The 15,068-nt window shown below is 69.9% G+C and carries 19 protein-coding genes; 7 read left to right on the plus strand and 12 right to left on the minus strand.

Going from position 1 to position 15,068, the window contains the following annotated elements; all coding sequences use genetic code 11:
- Positions 1–6 precede the first annotated feature (6 nt).
- A complete protein-coding gene (locus ACFYNP_RS04190; RefSeq protein WP_388782463.1) occupies positions 7–723 on the minus strand; it encodes a hypothetical protein in 717 nt (238 codons plus the stop codon).
- Positions 724–1,041: 318 nt separating this feature from the next.
- Here ACFYNP_RS04190 and gcl point away from each other — a divergent pair, with 318 nt between their 5' ends.
- Positions 1,042–2,823: a glyoxylate carboligase gene (gcl, locus tag ACFYNP_RS04195; RefSeq protein ID WP_388405157.1), complete on the plus strand. Its 1,782-nt coding sequence runs from the start codon at positions 1,042–1,044 to the stop codon at positions 2,821–2,823.
- A 147-nt stretch (positions 2,824–2,970) separates the two neighbouring features.
- Here the strand turns inward: gcl and ACFYNP_RS04200 are convergent, their stop codons facing one another.
- Positions 2,971–3,762, minus strand: coding sequence for an ArsR/SmtB family transcription factor (locus ACFYNP_RS04200; RefSeq protein ID WP_388403598.1), 792 nt, complete (start codon positions 3,760–3,762; stop codon positions 2,971–2,973).
- A gap of 283 nt (positions 3,763–4,045) precedes the next feature.
- On the opposite strand from ACFYNP_RS04200, the gene ACFYNP_RS04205 reads away from it, so the two are divergent.
- Positions 4,046–4,267, plus strand: a complete 222-nt coding sequence (locus tag ACFYNP_RS04205; protein ID WP_100579962.1) for a hypothetical protein — start codon at positions 4,046–4,048, stop codon at positions 4,265–4,267.
- A 241-nt stretch (positions 4,268–4,508) separates the two neighbouring features.
- Here the strand turns inward: ACFYNP_RS04205 and ACFYNP_RS04210 are convergent, their stop codons facing one another.
- Entirely contained in the window at positions 4,509–5,177 is a 669-nt protein-coding gene (locus ACFYNP_RS04210) for an HAD family hydrolase (protein WP_388783287.1), read from the minus strand.
- 49 nt (positions 5,178–5,226) lie between these two features.
- On the minus strand, positions 5,227–5,433 hold the full coding sequence (locus ACFYNP_RS04215) for a hypothetical protein (protein WP_388782466.1): 207 nt from the start codon (positions 5,431–5,433) through the stop codon (positions 5,227–5,229).
- Positions 5,434–6,026: 593 nt separating this feature from the next.
- On the opposite strand from ACFYNP_RS04215, the gene ACFYNP_RS04220 reads away from it, so the two are divergent.
- Positions 6,027–6,260 carry a helix-turn-helix domain-containing protein gene (locus ACFYNP_RS04220; protein ID WP_388782469.1) on the plus strand — a complete coding sequence of 78 codons (234 nt, stop codon included), beginning with the start codon at positions 6,027–6,029 and terminating at the stop codon, positions 6,258–6,260.
- A gap of 242 nt (positions 6,261–6,502) precedes the next feature.
- Here the strand turns inward: ACFYNP_RS04220 and ACFYNP_RS04225 are convergent, their stop codons facing one another.
- The 4 genes from ACFYNP_RS04225 to ACFYNP_RS04240 all read right to left on the minus strand — a co-directional run bounded on the left by ACFYNP_RS04225 (position 6,503) and on the right by ACFYNP_RS04240 (position 8,122).
- Positions 6,503–6,967: a hypothetical protein gene (locus tag ACFYNP_RS04225; protein WP_388782471.1), complete on the minus strand. Its 465-nt coding sequence runs from the start codon at positions 6,965–6,967 to the stop codon at positions 6,503–6,505.
- An 83-nt stretch (positions 6,968–7,050) separates the two neighbouring features.
- The gene (locus ACFYNP_RS04230) at positions 7,051–7,233 is read right to left on the minus strand and encodes a hypothetical protein (RefSeq protein WP_388782474.1); all 183 of its coding nucleotides are present in this window, start codon (positions 7,231–7,233) and stop codon (positions 7,051–7,053) included.
- Complete coding sequence (locus tag ACFYNP_RS04235; RefSeq protein WP_388782476.1) at positions 7,230–7,724, minus strand: hypothetical protein; 495 nt, start codon at positions 7,722–7,724, stop codon at positions 7,230–7,232. The genes ACFYNP_RS04230 and ACFYNP_RS04235 overlap by 4 nt, the downstream gene beginning before the upstream one ends.
- Positions 7,721–8,122 carry a hypothetical protein gene (locus ACFYNP_RS04240; protein ID WP_388782479.1) on the minus strand — a complete coding sequence of 134 codons (402 nt, stop codon included), beginning with the start codon at positions 8,120–8,122 and terminating at the stop codon, positions 7,721–7,723. The genes ACFYNP_RS04235 and ACFYNP_RS04240 overlap by 4 nt, the downstream gene beginning before the upstream one ends.
- Positions 8,123–8,313: 191 nt before the next feature.
- Between ACFYNP_RS04240 and ACFYNP_RS04245 the strand changes: the two genes are divergently transcribed.
- Entirely contained in the window at positions 8,314–9,567 is a 1,254-nt protein-coding gene (locus tag ACFYNP_RS04245) for a transcriptional regulator (RefSeq protein WP_388782480.1), read from the plus strand.
- Here ACFYNP_RS04245 and ACFYNP_RS04250 read toward each other — a convergent pair.
- Positions 9,548–10,213 (minus strand): HAD family hydrolase, encoded by a 666-nt coding sequence (locus ACFYNP_RS04250; RefSeq protein ID WP_388782483.1) that lies wholly within the window; start codon positions 10,211–10,213, stop codon positions 9,548–9,550. The genes ACFYNP_RS04245 and ACFYNP_RS04250 overlap by 20 nt on opposite strands.
- 223 nt (positions 10,214–10,436) lie before the next feature.
- Entirely contained in the window at positions 10,437–10,619 is a 183-nt protein-coding gene (locus ACFYNP_RS04255) for a hypothetical protein (RefSeq protein ID WP_388782486.1), read from the minus strand.
- A gap of 72 nt (positions 10,620–10,691) precedes the next feature.
- On the opposite strand from ACFYNP_RS04255, the gene ACFYNP_RS04260 reads away from it, so the two are divergent.
- The 3 genes from ACFYNP_RS04260 to ACFYNP_RS04270 all read left to right on the plus strand — a co-directional run bounded on the left by ACFYNP_RS04260 (position 10,692) and on the right by ACFYNP_RS04270 (position 12,130).
- On the plus strand, positions 10,692–11,156 hold the full coding sequence (locus ACFYNP_RS04260) for a hypothetical protein (RefSeq protein ID WP_388782487.1): 465 nt from the start codon (positions 10,692–10,694) through the stop codon (positions 11,154–11,156).
- 90 nt (positions 11,157–11,246) lie between these two features.
- The gene (locus ACFYNP_RS04265; RefSeq protein WP_388782490.1) at positions 11,247–11,576 is read left to right on the plus strand and encodes a DUF6233 domain-containing protein; all 330 of its coding nucleotides are present in this window, start codon (positions 11,247–11,249) and stop codon (positions 11,574–11,576) included.
- 23 nt (positions 11,577–11,599) lie between these two features.
- Positions 11,600–12,130 carry a hypothetical protein gene (locus tag ACFYNP_RS04270; RefSeq protein WP_388782493.1) on the plus strand — a complete coding sequence of 177 codons (531 nt, stop codon included), beginning with the start codon at positions 11,600–11,602 and terminating at the stop codon, positions 12,128–12,130.
- Positions 12,131–12,486: 356 nt separating this feature from the next.
- Here the strand turns inward: ACFYNP_RS04270 and ACFYNP_RS04275 are convergent, their stop codons facing one another.
- Positions 12,487–13,944 carry a catalase gene (locus tag ACFYNP_RS04275; RefSeq protein ID WP_388403612.1) on the minus strand — a complete coding sequence of 486 codons (1,458 nt, stop codon included), beginning with the start codon at positions 13,942–13,944 and terminating at the stop codon, positions 12,487–12,489.
- Positions 13,945–14,132: 188 nt separating this feature from the next.
- Complete coding sequence (locus ACFYNP_RS04280) at positions 14,133–15,023, minus strand: 2-hydroxy-3-oxopropionate reductase (RefSeq protein ID WP_100579969.1); 891 nt, start codon at positions 15,021–15,023, stop codon at positions 14,133–14,135.
- Between the last annotated feature and the right edge of the window lie 45 nt (positions 15,024–15,068).

The following is a 15,068-nucleotide window of genomic DNA, read 5'->3' on the forward strand; positions in this document are numbered from 1 at the left end:
CGCGGGCTAGGAGGCGCCCGTCGAGACCAGTTCCCGGGCCGCGCCGTTCACCGGCTGCGGCGTGCCCGTGAGGTCGAGGACGAACAGGGGGACGTGCAGTTCGTCCGCGCGGCGGCGGGCGTCCGGCGCGTATCCCGCGAGCGAGAAGTGGATGCCGCGGGCCGGGACGGTCATGGCGTGCAGCCACAGGCATTCGACGGCCTTCAGTGACGCCGGCCGGGTCGTCGGGTCCACCTGGGCCACCAGCCCCCGTCCGCGCAGGTCGATGCCGGAGGCCGGGGGCGGCTCGGCGTGCAGGACATCGCCGAAGCCGAGCCAGCTCAGATAGAGCCCGGCCGCGGTCACCGCGTCGCGTGCGGTGCGGATCGTGAGCGGCCGGAACGCCGCACGCGCCGGCACCCCCGTAGGGCGGCCGGTCCGCGCCTGCCGCTCCGCCGCCGGCGGCCCGGGCGGCGCCGTGACCGGGCGGACCGGCACTCTCAGGACTGTCCCGCAGGAGCAGCCGAGCTCGGGCTGCGGCCACTGGCTCTGGCGCCCGCACGTCCGGCACCGCACGGTGACCCAGGTGTCCGTCCAGGTGCGGTGGGTGATCGGTGAGGGTGCGGCGCCGCGCTGGATGGGCGGGGCGAGCGGGGCTCCGCAGGCGCAGGGGTAGGCCGGCGGCACATAGACGTGATCGCGCCGACAGGCGGGGCACCGCAGCGGCACGCCGTCCCCGTTCACCGGCCCCCACCTCTCTGACGACACGGCCCGCGCGAGGGCCGCCGTACGGGGTCACCGCACGGCTCGCGCTCCACGCCGGGCGGAGTCCCCGGTGGCTCCTCCAGGGGCTCCGCCGTCCATGGTCCATCAACCGCGTCCGTGGCGTGGCCGATTCGCGCATCCCGGCCCTCCCTTGACGCGCTGGCGATGCCGTCCTACATTGCTTCCACATAGCAGAATGAAACTTCCGCATTACGGAATTCGGTTTGAAGGTGGCGCGGCCAGGCGGCGCGCCCGAGCCGATTTCGCCGGCCGAAGCAGGAGCACCCCATGCCTCGTATGACCGCTGCCCGAGCGGCAGTTGAGATCCTCAAGCTCGAAGGCGTCAGCCACGCCTTCGGCGTGCCGGGCGCGGCGATCAACCCCTTCTACCGGGCGCTCAAGGAGGGCGGTGGCATCGACCACACGCTCGCCCGCCACGTCGAAGGCGCCTCCCACATGGCGGAGGGATACACGCGCGCCAACCCGGGCAACATCGGTGTCTGCATCGGCACGTCGGGCCCCGCGGGCACCGACATGATCACCGGCCTGTACTCCGCGACCGGCGACTCGATCCCGATCCTCTGCATCACCGGCCAGGCCCCGGTCGCGGTGATCCACAAGGAGGACTTCCAGGCGGTCGACATCGCCTCGATCGCGGCTCCGGTCACCAAGGCCGCGACGACCGTCCTGGAGGCCGCGCAGGTCCCCGGCGTCTTCCAGCAGGCCTTCCACCTGATGCGCTCCGGCCGCCCCGGCCCGGTCCTCATCGACCTGCCGATCGACGTCCAGCTCACCGAGATCGACTTCGACCCGGAGACCTACCAGCCGCTCCCGGTCTACAAGCCGGCCGCGAGCCGGGCCCAGATCGAGAAGGCCATCAGCTTCCTCCTGGAGTCCGAGCGCCCGCTGATCGTCGCCGGCGGCGGCATCATCAACGCGGACGCCTCCGACCTCCTGGTCGAGTTCGCCGAGATCACCAACACCCCGGTGATCCCCACCCTCATGGGCTGGGGCGCCATCGCGGACGACCACGAGCTGAACGCCGGCATGGTGGGCCTCCAGACCTCGCACCGCTACGGCAACGCGACGTTCCTGGAGTCGGACTTCGTCCTGGGCATCGGCAACCGCTGGGCCAACCGCCACACCGGTTACAAGCTCGACGTCTACACCCAGGGCCGCAAGTTCGTCCACGTCGACATCGAGCCCACCCAGATCGGCAAGATCTTCGCGCCGGACTACGGGATCGCCTCCGACGCCAAGGCCGCCCTGGAGCTCTTCGTCGAGGTCGCCAAGGAGCTGAAGGCCGCCGGCAAGCTGCCCGACCGCTCGGCCTGGGTCGCCTCCCACCTGGAGCGCAAGTCGACCCTCCAGCGCCGCACGCACTTCGACAACGTGCCGATGAAGCCGCAGCGGGTCTACGAGGAGATGAACAAGGCCTTCGGCCCGGAGACGCGCTACGTCACCACCATCGGCCTCTCGCAGATCGCCGGCGCGCAGATGCTGCACGTCTACAAGCCGCGCAACTGGATCAACTGCGGCCAGGCCGGCCCGCTCGGCTGGACCATCCCGGCCGCGCTCGGTGCCGCGACCGCCGACCCCGAGGTCCCGGTCGTCGCCCTGTCCGGCGACTACGACTTCCAGTTCATGCTGGAGGAGCTGGCGGTCGGCGCGCAGCACAGGATCCCGTACGTCCACGTTCTCGTGAACAACGCCTACCTGGGCCTGATCCGTCAGGCGCAGATCGGCCTGGACATCAACTTCCAGGTCAACCTGGAGTTCGAGAACATCAACTCCCCGGAGCTGGGCGTCTACGGCGTCGACCACGTCAAGGTCGTCGAGGGCCTGGGCTGCAAGGCCATCCGGGTCACCGAGCCGGACCAGCTGCTGCCCGCGTTCGAGGAGGCCAAGAAGCTGGCCGCCGAGTTCCGTGTCCCGGTCGTCGTCGAGGCGATCCTGGAGCGGATCACGAACATCTCGATGAGCCGCACCAACGACATCAGCGACATCAGCGAGTTCGAGGAGCTGGCCACCGAGCCGGGCCACGCCCCGACGGCGATCCGCCCCCTGACGGCTTCCTGAGCCGCGGCTCCCGGGGTCAAGGCCTTCGGGCCGACGCCCCTGAGCCACCCATGAAACGGTCCGGCCTCCGTTCCCCCGCACTGGGGAGCGGGGGCCGGACGTATGACGGGACGCTTCGCCGGCTGAGCGTAACGCTCGCCCGGACGGCTACCGCGCCTCGCGCTCGATCAGCGTCTTGAGCGTGGACAGGATCATCACCCAGCCGCCGCTCACCCCCTTGAGCATCTCGCTCTGCGCACTCTCGAAACCGTCGTGCGTGATGGTCAGCTTCACGCCGAGGGAGGCCGGATCGGCGGGCAGGATGTCGAAGGCGACCTGCGACTGCTCGGTGCGCGCGCTCTCGAACTCCTCGTCGCTGTCGAAGAGCTGACGGTGCATCGGGAGCAGCCGGTGCCAGGTGTAGGCCAGCTTGCGGCCCGGCACCGCCTCTATCACCGCCTGGCCGAGATCCTCGTACGCCCCTTCCGGACCCATCTTCCACAGCACCGGCGAGCCCACCCGCCAGTCGGACAGGGGCCCCCAGCCGCCGAAGTACCGCTGGGCGAACTCGGCGTCGGTCAGGGCCTCGTAGAGGCGCTCGGGGGTGGTCTGGACATAGATCTCGTAGACGAACTCGGGCTTGTCCATGGGGGGTTTCTCCTCCAGGCTCCGCTTCCATCGGGCGGGCCGTTCGGGCCCGCCGCACTCGTACTGGCCGATCCAGCGCTCCGACAGCTCCTGGATCGGGGCCGGGTCGAGGTAGTGGAACTTCTCCCGGCCGCCGCGCACCGAGGTGACCAGCCGGGCCGCCTCAAGCACCGCGAGGTGCTTGCTGACCGCCTGGCGCGACATGGCGAGCCCCTCGCAGAGCTCCCGGAGCGTCTGGCCGTTCCGCGTCCGGAGCCGGTCGAGCAGGCGCCGCCGGCTGGTGTCGGCCAGCGCCCTGAAGACATCGTCCACGCGCACCTCCGGAGCGCTTCCCGGGGCGCCCGGCAGGTCTCGGGCGCCGGTGAGGCGGGCCCGCCGCTCGGGCCGGGCAGGCCGACGGGTGGGGTGTCGGGCGAGGTGGAGCGAGCGGCCGGGTACCTCGGAAACCACACGGGCAACCCCGTGGTTGCCCGTCAATTCGTGACGATTTTCGCACCGGGAGGCGTTCTGGTGCACGGAGATACCGGATCGATTCCCCATCGTCACCCGGCGGGCCTGCCCTTCGGGCCGTTTCGCGGCGCATACTGGGGTGACGATGACGAAGCCATCCGCGCCCCGGCGCCACCTGCCCACCAGCCCCTTCAAAGCCCCGGACGCCCCGGCGGCCAAGCACTTCGTCCTAGGAGACCGGGTCACACACGACCAGTTCGGCCTGGGCACCATCATTGGGGTCGAGGACGGCGTCGCGATGCTCGTCGACTTCGGCTCCCGCCAGGCCCGAATCGTGAGTCCGTATACCCGCATGGACAAGCTCTAGACCTCGCCCCCAGGGGAGAGCCCCGGGCCGGACCGCACACGTGGTCCGGCCCGGGGGCGCGTCCGAACCCCCTTGGGCACGCGCGAAAACCGCCGAGTACCCGCGTGAACCGCCCTGCGGGCCGCCCGTCCGGGTGAACCCCGCGCGAGGCCCCCAGGGGGGCGTACGGGAAACCGCCGCGCGCCGCTCGGTCGCGCGCGGGCCCCGCCAGGACCTCGCCGGTTCGCCACCCGGGCGGGTCCTAGGTGCCGGAAGAGCCGGAGGCCGATGCCTCGTCGGCGACGATGGACGCCAGCTGGGTGAGGGAATCGATCCGCCAGTCCGCCGCCGCGACGACCTTCGGGTCGTCCGCCCACCAGTGTCCCCACGGCCCGCGCCGCAGATGGGCGACGCGCAGCCCCGCCGCCTTGGCGGGGAACAGGTCGTTCACGGGATGGTCGCCGACGTACACGGTCCGGTGCGGGTCCGAGCCCGCCGCCTCCAGCACCCGTTCGTAGAAGCCGGGCCGGGGCTTGTCGACGCCCCATTCGTCGGAGGTCGCCACCAGGTCGGCGGGCAGGTCGAGGCCCCGCAGGAGCTCGCCGGCCCGGACCGTCTGGTTCCCGGCGACGACGACGCGGACACCGAGCTTGCGCAGCCCGCCCAGGGCGGGCCGCACGTCGTCGTACAGGTCGGTCTCGTCGAGGTGTTCGCCCCGCCCCGAGGCCTCCCGAGCCAGGTAGGCCTCCCGCACGTCCATGCCGGGCTTGAGCATGCGCAGGGCGTCCGCCGCGTCGCCGCCCTGGGTGACGACCGCGCCGACGAGCGCGGCGAGCGTGTGCCGCGGGACGCCGATCCAGTCGGCCCAGGACGCCCAGTAGCGGTCGTCGCGCACCAGTGTTTCGCCTATGTCGAGGACGATGGTCTCAATCATCGAGGCCGATCCTAGGCGCTCGACCGGACATATCGGCCCGACGCCACTACAGAGCGGACTGGAATGCGGAAGCGGACGGCACCGTGTCGACGGTCAGGGTGACGCGGCGCAGGGCGTCCGGGGTGCGGCCGGCGTGCTGGGCGGCGGCCCGGGCGGCGAGTCCCCTGCGGCGGTGGCCGGCCGGGAGCGCCGCGACAACGGGCTGGGCGTCGACAAGGGGCAGGGCGGCGGCGGACACAAGTTTCGTGGTCATGCCTCATTGTGCATGGCGCGACGGTGTGCTGCGGGCCGTTTGTGCATGGCTCAACCGGGATGCGGGGGAGGGGGTTTGGCCGCTGGAGTCGGCCGTGGACAGGCCGAGGGCGAGGGCCCGCGACGCCGCTGTCGGCCTGGAGCGTGTGCACGGCGTGGCGCGCAAAAAAATCAAGGCCCCACCTGAACGAACAGATGGGGCCTTGATCATCGGGCGCTCGATTCGGGACCGTAACTAGATTTGTGACCCCGCTGTGACCTGCGGCGATGCTGAAAATGCGGACATCTCGGTGTAGTTCGATGTCGCTCAGTGACGCTCCAAGTCGCCCAATGCGCGCCCCTGTTCCCGTGGGAACGAGGCTGGCGGGCGCCGGGCGGGCGCCCCTTGGGGTGAGTGCAAATCGGCCTGTTCGCGCAACGGGAACATGGCAGTGCCCCCACCGGCTGGCGGGGGCACTGCCGGCCTCTCCCGTTCGCCTGGGGGGCAGGACTAGGAGGGCCGCTCTGTGGGGCGGGGAATCTGTGGCTGATACCCGCCTCTTGACTTGATCACGCAATGTAGGTTTTACCCTACATACTTTCGATCATGGACCCGTGCGCTCCGCTCCGCCCGACTGGGTCCTCACCCGCCGCCGGGCCGTGGGCGCCCGCATCCGCGCTGCTCGCCTGCACGCGAACCTGACTCAACAGGAGGTCGGCGAGCGAGCCGGCATCGACCGGGCCGCGTACAACCGCATCGAGCAGGGCCACGTAAGCCCCGTGCTCGACAGCCTTGTCCTCATCGCCGACGCGATCGGCGTGCCCCTCGCGGACCTCGTCAGGCAGTAGAAAGCCCCGGCCACCACCGCGGGGGAGCACTGATGGCCGGGGCCGATGTGCGTCAGGCTTCAGACCGTGGCACGAGGAAGCCCCGTACCGGACTCGGCTCTTCGTCCTGCGTTCGCCGCCAGCTTCTGGCCGGACGGCGATACGGCTGGGCGCGTCGCCAGTCCTCGACGAGCTCGGCGTACCGAGGATCCGTCCACTCCTGGTTTTCCATGCCTACCTCCTGGCCCACAGAGTAGGGGGCGTCAGCCCTTGGGCTTGGGGATGATGACGATCGGACCGCCGTCGTCAGAGTGCTGACACTTGGCAGCCACCGAGATGAGCTCGGCATCGGGCGACCCCCACAGATCGACGTCCACGCTGTACCCGGCGCTCTCGATCGCGGCGATAGTCCGCGCCAGTACGGCCGAGTCGAAACGGCCCGGGTCGGGGCGCTCAGGGGCGTGGTGGACGAATCCACCCAGTCGGGCACACAGGTTCTGGTAGAGGCCGGTGTGCAGGATCAGGGCATGCCAGCCCTCGTCGACGACGCGACTCGGGACCAGGCCGCGGCCGCCGCGTGCGGCTGCCACCGCGACGAACGCTAGCGCGTCGGTGAGGATGCGGGACGCAAGGTCGGGCTCCATGCCCGGGTTGTTGTCGAGGATCGTCGCTCGGACGTCGTTGAACTGGGCGTCGGACAGAAGGGTTCGTGCTGTCAACTGGTGCACGTGGTGCCTCCGTTGGTTGAGGGGAGGTGCTTGGCCCCGTCCCGGCTGCGGTCCTGCCAGGGAGTCTCGGCCGGGGCGGGGAGTCAGTGGTTGGCGTCGTGGCAGGAACAGGCGCAGCGCAGCACCTCTGTGGCCACGGCATTCGGCGGTTGCCGTACCTCGACTGGGCCGGGGCAGAGCAGATGTCCGCCGCGCCAGTAGAGATTGCGGGCCTCGCGGCACTCCGGGGTGACGTAGGAGGCGTTGGGGGCTTGTGTCTGGCTCACGACTCGCCCACCCTGCTAAGCACGGCGGTGCCCGTCTCGACCAGATCGAGCACGCGGTTCGGATCACATAGAGCACCCGGCTTGGTCACCGGGACGAACCAGTAGCTCGCGAGCTCATCGGGCTGGTCGTCGCCCACCCGGGGCACGCCGAGGAAGCAACCGAGGCCCAGGTATTCGGCGTGCGGGCCGAGGACGTGCCCGGGCGGAGAGGCGGGAACCAAGGCGTAGAAGCGGCGGCTGTGCGGGGCATGGATCACCGGGCCGCTCAGGGCGCCCAATACGGCGGATGCCGTCGTCATCGCGGGCCCGCTGCTCGCCACCGCGTACACCAGGGCGTCCGACAGCCGCACGGCGCCGAACCGGCGGCCGAGAGCGAGGCCGGCGACCGTCGTCTGTGCCCACTGGCGGTGCGCGTTAGTAGGGGTGTTGAGGCTCGCGGCCAGCCATGCGGCGACGGCCTCTCTCTGCGCTTCGTCGAGAGTGGTGCTCACGATGGCTCCTGTCCCGCGCTCGTAGTCGGAACACCGGCGTCAAGGGCGTCCTCGATAGCCGCGCACAGTGCCGCAGGCTCGGTGTGCCAGTTCGTGTCACCTGGGCAGATCCGCCAGTAGGGGCCGGGCCCCTGGGTCCGGCGGGCGGGCGGAATAGTGAGCGAACTGCCGCGCGCCAAGAGCCTGGTGCTCTGGCCGTCCCAGTCGTCGCCCGCGCCGGGCGGGAGGAACCAGTACAGGCCGTGCCCGTCGTCGATGACGGCGCCGGATCGGGGTCCGAGGATGTCGAGAGCGGTGAGGCCGAGGACGCGGGGCACGCGGATCGCGTCCCAGTCGACTCCTGCGTCATGGAGCGCACACCCTCCTACGGCGGGCGGCCCTGGTGGGATGGTGTCCATCGGTTTGGCTCCTCGCTTCGTCCCCTGTCTGGGTGGGAGACCAGAGTGGGCCTGGTTGCGAGTCAACACGAGGACTTTTAGGGGGCTTTCATTGTCATCAAAGCGGGCTTCCTTGAACTCATCCGGGTGAGACCTAGCCATCAAGCGGACCTGTGACGACACTGAGAGCACCAACGCACCGGAGGTGTACCGTGCCGCGCTCCGCCGGCACCACACGCTTGCGAGCCGCCCGCGTGGCGGCTGGCTACCACTCACAGCAGGCCCTCGCCGATGCCCTCACTAAGCTCGGCCTGTCGGTGGGCACCCGCCAGTTGCGACGCTGGGAGTCGACCAACCCGCCCTGGCCGCAACCCGATTGTCAACGCGCCCTCACGCGCCTCCTCGGCCAGGACATGCAGGCACTCGGCTTCACTCCGCCAGACGGACGCGATGAAGCGCGCCCCGATCCCTCACGACGCATCGTCGTCGGCGGGGCGATCGCCGCACTCGGCCTCGCCACCGTGCCCGCCCAAGCACAGGCGACCATGCAACCCGCCACCGTCGCAGCCGACTTCGCCGCCGTCACTCGGTCGCACCGCCGTATGTACTGGTCCGTCGCCCCTGCTGAACTGCACCCATCCGTACTCGCTCACGCCCGCCTCGGCTGCGCCCTGCTCGCCGAGACGGCAGGAGAAACCCGCAAGGCAGTCGCCGTAGCGCTCGCCGAGAGCTACCTCCTCGCTGGCCGCGTCGAATTCTTCGACCTGCGTGAACCCGATGCCGCCGACTCCACCCTCCTGCGCGCCCTCCAGGCGGCGGGCGAGGCCGATGACCCGCTCCTCGGTGCGGCCGTGCTCGCCCACACCGCATTCATCCCCGGATGGGCAGGCGAGCGCGAGAAAGCCGTCGAGCGGATGATCGCGGCGAGGACGTACGCGCGGCGCGGCCCGGCCAGCGCGGAACTCCTCGCCTGGCTGGACGCCGTCGAGGCGGAGTGCGAGACCCGGCGCGGCAACACTCGCACCGCACTGCACCTCATCGGCCACGGCGAGGACGTACTCGCAGCCGGATCGGAGCACACGTCGCCGGAATGGCTGGACTGGTTCAGCGCGGCGCGTCTTGCCGCGTTCAAGGGCAACACCCAGTTGAAGGCTGGGCACCTGCCGCAGGCGCGGGAGACATTGACCCGTGTCCTGGACGACCTGCCGCCTGAGTCTGACAAGCAGCGCACGGTGATCCTCGGCGACCTTGCGGCAGTGGAGGCAGCGGCCGGCCGACCCGAGGAGGCGTGCCGGTACGCAGGCCTGGCGCTCGATCAGTTGGCAGTCACCTGGTACGCGACCGGCATGGACCGGATCCGTGAGGTGCGGCGCACGCTGGCGCCGCACCAGCACGAACAGTGTGTCCGCGACCTCGACGACAAGCTGTACGGATGGACGACGACAGTCAGCGCTCTGTCGCGTTGAACTTCGCGATCAGCTCGGGGAGTTCGGTGAGCCTGTCGACGCGCATCGTCGGCAGGCTCTTCGCGTCCTCGGTGTTCCATTGGATCGTGGCCCACGGGCCGCGATGAATGAGTGCGGTGTGCATGCCGGCCTGTGCGCCGGGGCGTAGGTCGTTGTCGACGCGGTCGCCGACGTACAGGATCTCGTCGGTGGCGAACGGTACGACTTCGGCGACCCGCTCGAAGAACAGCGGGTCGGGTTTGCTGGCTCCCCAGTCGTCTGAGGTGCCGATCAGGTCGACGTCGTCGGTGAACAGCTCGCGCAGGATGCCGCCCGCGCGCACCGTCTGGTTTCCGGCGATGCCGAGCCACAGTCCGTCAGCCCGGAGTTGCGCAAGCGCGGGCCGGACGTCGGGGTATAGGTCGCTCTCGTCGAAGTGCTCGGGTTGGCCTGCATCGGCGCGCGCCTGGCGCTGCTCGTGCAGGTCGAAGCCGGGCTGGAACTCCTGGAACACGTCGCGGTAGTCGCGTCCTTGGGCGATGACGGCGCCGAACATGGCGGCGAAGGTGTGGCGGGGTACGCCGAGCCAGTCGGCCCAGGTGCCGTACTCGCGGGTCTCGTCTACGAGGCACTCACCGACGTCGAATACCACTGCGCGAATCGTCATGGCCGGATCCTAGGCGGTGGTGGGCGGGGGCTGCTCGGTAGCCTTGGCCTATGCCCCCGAGTGCTGCCGACCGTGGCTCCGCGCGCCCCGCATCGGTGATCAACGATGAGATGCGGAAGCTTGCCGCGCGTGGTGCGTGGACGGATGCCGAGCGCGCGGAGTACGAGCGGCTGCTTGTCGAGTGGGCGGCGGCGGTACGGGCGCAGGGCGCTGCCGGGGCGGCCTAGAGCGAGGACTGGAACGCGGACGCGGACGGCACATTGTCGGCGGTCGCGGTGACGCGGTCGAGGGCGGCGGAGATGCGTCCGGCGTGCTGGGCTGCGGCCCGGGCGGCGAGCGGGATCCGGCGGGCGGTCTGCGGGGCGGCGGTCGAGCGTGCGGCGGCCGAGACGAGCGTGGTGGTCATGGCTCATTGTGCATGGTGGCACCGCCGTTAGGGCTCTACCGCTGCATAGAGGCCCGGGTTGTAATGACGTTCATGTGGAACTCGCCGTATGCCTGGTTAGGCCTGATAGCGCTCGTCCTAGTGTCGATCCTGGTGCTGCTCGCTCGGCAGAGGACGCGACAGCGCGACGCGCGAGCCGCAGTGCGGTCCCGTCCTGCGCCGACCGCGATGTCGTACGAAACCCTGCTCGTCGTGGCTGCGGCCAGCCCGTTCGTGACGGCATTCGCGACCAGCCTTGGGCAACGCCTCGGAACGAACGTGCGGGTCAGGCGGCGCCCACGGCGAAGGAACATCGAGGGCGACAATTTGGTCCTCACGCATCGCACCCGCACGACAACGATTGAGGTGAGTGCGGATCTCGGCGATGAGGCGCGGCTGGCATTGATCGATTTGGACGTGACCCGACCGGAGCTGTGGGGTCACCACCTGCGCTGGAACGACGAGGCGGCAGCGTGGTTGCCTGTGCCTGTCACGCCAAGATCCGACGACGTTACCTGAAGACGGATCGTCGGCCACGCAAACCAGCCCAGGCCGCAGGACACTCGGCAGGCATCGAGGAGCAGCCCGAAGCCCCATAGACTCGAACAGGTGTCCGAACAAACATCTCGTCTCGACCAGCTTCACTTTCTGCGCCGCTTCCTGCTCCAGGAGCTGGCCAGGGTCGACACCTGGATCAAGCAGGAAGAGGAGCGGAAAGCCGCCGAGACCCGCCGGACACCCCCGCCCGTCCCGGACTGGGCCGTAGAGATGTCCCTCACCGGGACGCCCGTCACCGTGCACGTCGGCGGCTGCCGCATGGGCGGCACCGCTGGCCGCACCAAACCCCTCACCCGCGACCAGGCACTACGGGCCCTAGGTGAGGGCGTCGAGGCGTGCCAGTTCTGTCGGCTCGCCGCCGCGCTCGGCTGGCTGGAGTGAGAACGCTGCCGCACCCTGGAGGCATGGCCGACCGCCGGATCATCGTCGTCTACCCGCCCGACGAGGAAGGGGCCAGGCGCGTGCGCGTCGACGGCAGCATCCTCAGCCGGGCCACAGACCTGCAAGACCTCGCTATCTGGCTACGTAGGGCCGGACTCGACGGCATCCACGTCGTCACCGACGGCCGGGGTCACGGTCCGCCCGTCGTCGGCGTTCGTCAGCACCACGCGCTTGGCGGCGGCGTGGCCCGGCGCGAGGTGCGGCTGGGCGGCGGCGGGCCCGGCGGCGGAGCCGCCAGGGCCGCCCCCAGGCTCCAGGCCAGCGGCACGGCGAGGCGCCTGGCTGTCTCGATCCTCAAGGTCCCTCCGAGTGCGGTCGGTACGGGCGGCACGGTGGGTGCGCCCGGGACCAGCCTGTCCGGCGGACACGGCGGGGGAGGCCCGGCACACGGCGGAATACCTCGAAGTGGTGACGGGGGTGCCGGGCGCGCGGAGCGGCGGACCGCACCCGGAAAACGATCAAGGCCCTACCTGAACATGCAGGTAGGGCCTTGATCATCGGGCGCTCGATTCGGGACCGTAAACCGAACCCAGCGTCCTGGCTGTGGAGTTGTTACCGCCCGGCGGAACGAGGCTGGCGCGACAGGACGTTCGCACCGCCGGGCGGAGTCTTGGGGGGAGGTTCTGGGATCGCGGCGGCGGGCGATTGGCGTGGGCGACGGGTCCCCTCCTTCAGGTCAGGAAGGGGGACGCACACACCTTGACCACCGCACTGGCATCGCCGTACCGCCGCGATCCTCAGGGTGTCCATATCCGCCGACCACCCCTCATCCGGGTCGGCGGACCGGACTGTGCAAAGAATCTGACCTCCCGTCAAATTCCTTGCACGGTCTGGAGGTTGAACCGGCCGGCTAGTCCTCGCGCAGGGCGCGGACGGCCTCCTCGACGCGCTTGCCGTACTCGGCGTCCGCGGCGTGGAAGTGGGCCAGGTTCTTCTCGATGACGTCGTCGCGGGAGACCTGCGACAGGCCGCCGGCGATGTTCGCGATCAGGCGCGCCTTCTCGTCGTCCGACATCAGACGGTAGAGCTCGCCGGCCTGGAAGAAGTCGTCGTCCTTCACGTGGGCCGGGGCGGCGTGCGTGCCCGTGTAGCCGTGGATGGCCAGCGGGGCCGACAGGGCGGCGTCCGTCTGGGCCGGACCCGAGTACGAGTTGGGCTCGTAGTTCTTGTCCGTGCGGCGGCCGTTGCGGGTCGCCATCAGGCCGTCACGGCCGTAGTTGTCGACCTCGGCCGCCTTCGCGGAGTTGACCGGCAGCTGGGTGTGGTTGACGCCCAGGCGGTAGCGGTGCGCGTCCGCGTAGGCGAACAGGCGGCCCTGGAGCATCTTGTCGGGCGACGGGCCGATGCCGGGGACGAAGTTGTTCGGGGAGAAGGCTGCCTGCTCGACCTCCTGGAACACGTTGTCCGGGTTGCGGTCGAGGACCAGACGGCCCACGCGCTGGAGCGGGTAGTCGCTGTGCGGCCACACCTTGGTGAGGTCGAACGGGTTGAAGCGGTAGTCCGCGGCCTCGGCGGCGGGCATGATCTGGACGTACAGCGTCCAGGACGGGTTCACACCGCGCTCGATGGCCTGCAGCAGGTCCGTCTGGTGGCTGTTCGCGTCCTTGCCGACCTGCTCGGCGGCCTGCTCGGAGGACAGGCTGCGGACGCCCTGGTTCGTCTTGAAGTGGTACTTGACGAAGAAGGCCTCGCCCTGCGCGTTCGTCCACTGGTAGGTGTGCGAGCCGTAGCCGTTCATGTGACGGTACGAGGCCGGGATGCCGCGGTCGCCCATGAGCCAGGTGACCTGGTGGGTGGCCTCGGGGGCGTGCGCCCAGAAGTCCCAGACGTTGTCCGGCTCCTGCTTGCCCGTGAAGGGGTCGCGCTTCTGGGAGTGGATGAAGTCGGGGAACTTGATCGGGTCCTTGATGAAGAACACCGGGGTGTTGTTGCCGACGAGGTCGTAGTTGCCCTCTTCGGTGTAGAACTTCAGCGCGAAGCCGCGCGGGTCGCGGACCGCGTCCGCGCCGCCGAGCGAGTCGGCCACGGTGGAGAAGCGGATGAACGTCTCCGTGCGCTTGCCCACCTCGCCGAGGAAGTTGGCCTTCGTGAAGCCGGTGACGTCGTCGGTCACCTCGAAGTAGCCGTACGCGCCGGAGCCGCGGGCGTGCACGACACGCTCCGGAATGCGCTCACGGTTGAAGCGCGCGAGCTTCTCCAGGAGGTGCTGGTCCTGAAGCAGGATGGGGCCACCGACGCCGGCGGTGGCGGAGTTCTGGTTGTCGGCGACGGGGGCGCCGGACTCGGTCGTAAGCACGCGCTTCGACATCGTGACCTTCCGTACTGGAGCTGCACCGCTGACTGTTCCGCGGTTCCGTGAGCGTAAATTCGCCCGGAACAGAACGTCAACAGTTTGTTGAAAATGAAGTGTGAGCTTCCGGGCGGCAGCGGCGCCTGGGCGCGACAGGACAGGTGTCAGCGCCGCCGCCGCCCGGAAATCTGGGGGACCCGTCGGGGTCAGACCTGCGAGCCCGAGAGGCGCTCGACGGCACGGAGGAGGGCGGAGTGGTCCAGACCGCCGTCGCCCTGGGCGCGCAGCGAGGCGACCAGCTGGGCGACGACCGCGCCGACCGGAAGGGCGGCACCCACGTTGCGGGCGGCGTCGGTGACGATGCCCATGTCCTTGTGGTGCAGGTCGATCCGGAAGCCGGGCTTGAAGTCCCGGTTCAGGAAGTTGTCCTTCTTGCGGGTCAGCACGGTCGAGCCGGCCAGACCACCGTTGAGGACGTCCAGCGCGGCGGCGAGGTTCACGCCGGACTTCTCCAGGAAGACGACGGCCTCGGCGCAGGCCTGGATGTTGACCGCGACGATGAGCTGGTTGGCGGCCTTCACCGTCTGGCCGGAGCCGTGCGGACCGCACAGGACGATGGTCTTGCCGAGGGCTTCCAGGATCGGCAGCGCGGCGTCGAAGTCGGCCTGCTCGCCACCCACCATGATCGACAGGACGGCCTCGATGGCACCGGCCTCGCCACCGGAGACGGGGGCGTCCAGGACGCGCAGGCCCTTCTCCGCGGCGTTCTTCGCGAGGTCGACCGAGGTCTGCGGGGTGATCGACGACATGTCGACGATCAGCGCGCCCTTCTTCGCGTTGGCCAGGATGCCGGCCTCACCGTACGCGATGGCCTCCACCTGCGGGGACGCCGGAACCATCGTGATGATCACGTCGGCGTCCTCGACCGCCTCGGCGATCGAGCCGGCCGCGGTGCCGCCGGCCGCCGAGAGGCGGTCCAGCTTGTCCTGCTCCAGGGTGAAGCCGGTGACCGAGTAGCCGGCCTTGATCAGGTTCTCGGACATGGGGGAGCCCATGATCCCGAGGCCGACCCATGCGATCTTGGGGAGGTTGCTCATGAGGGTGCTGCCTTCCTAAAAGCTGTGGTGCGTCGAGAAGTTGAA

Source organism: Streptomyces sp. NPDC006691 (assembly GCF_042869955.1).
Lineage (GTDB): Bacteria > Actinomycetota > Actinomycetes > Streptomycetales > Streptomycetaceae > Streptomyces.

Coding starts and splice junctions, on each gene's coding strand:
- ACFYNP_RS04280 (WP_100579969.1), bottom strand. CDS start 15,023: ATGAGCAACCTCCCCAAGATCGCATGGGTCGGCCTCGGGATCATGGGC.
- ACFYNP_RS04215 (WP_388782466.1), bottom strand. CDS start 5,433: ATGACCACGAAACTTGTGTCCGCCGCCGCCCTGCCCCTTGTCGACGCC.
- ACFYNP_RS04275 (WP_388403612.1), bottom strand. CDS start 13,944: ATGTCGAAGCGCGTGCTTACGACCGAGTCCGGCGCCCCCGTCGCCGAC.
- ACFYNP_RS04250 (WP_388782483.1), bottom strand. CDS start 10,213: ATGACGATTCGCGCAGTGGTATTCGACGTCGGTGAGTGCCTCGTAGAC.
- ACFYNP_RS04205 (WP_100579962.1), top strand. CDS start 4,046: ATGACGAAGCCATCCGCGCCCCGGCGCCACCTGCCCACCAGCCCCTTC.
- ACFYNP_RS04270 (WP_388782493.1), top strand. CDS start 11,600: ATGGCCGACCGCCGGATCATCGTCGTCTACCCGCCCGACGAGGAAGGG.
- gcl (WP_388405157.1), top strand. CDS start 1,042: ATGACCGCTGCCCGAGCGGCAGTTGAGATCCTCAAGCTCGAAGGCGTC.
- ACFYNP_RS04255 (WP_388782486.1), bottom strand. CDS start 10,619: ATGACCACCACGCTCGTCTCGGCCGCCGCACGCTCGACCGCCGCCCCG.
- ACFYNP_RS04240 (WP_388782479.1), bottom strand. CDS start 8,122: ATGGACACCATCCCACCAGGGCCGCCCGCCGTAGGAGGGTGTGCGCTC.
- ACFYNP_RS04260 (WP_388782487.1), top strand. CDS start 10,692: ATGTGGAACTCGCCGTATGCCTGGTTAGGCCTGATAGCGCTCGTCCTA.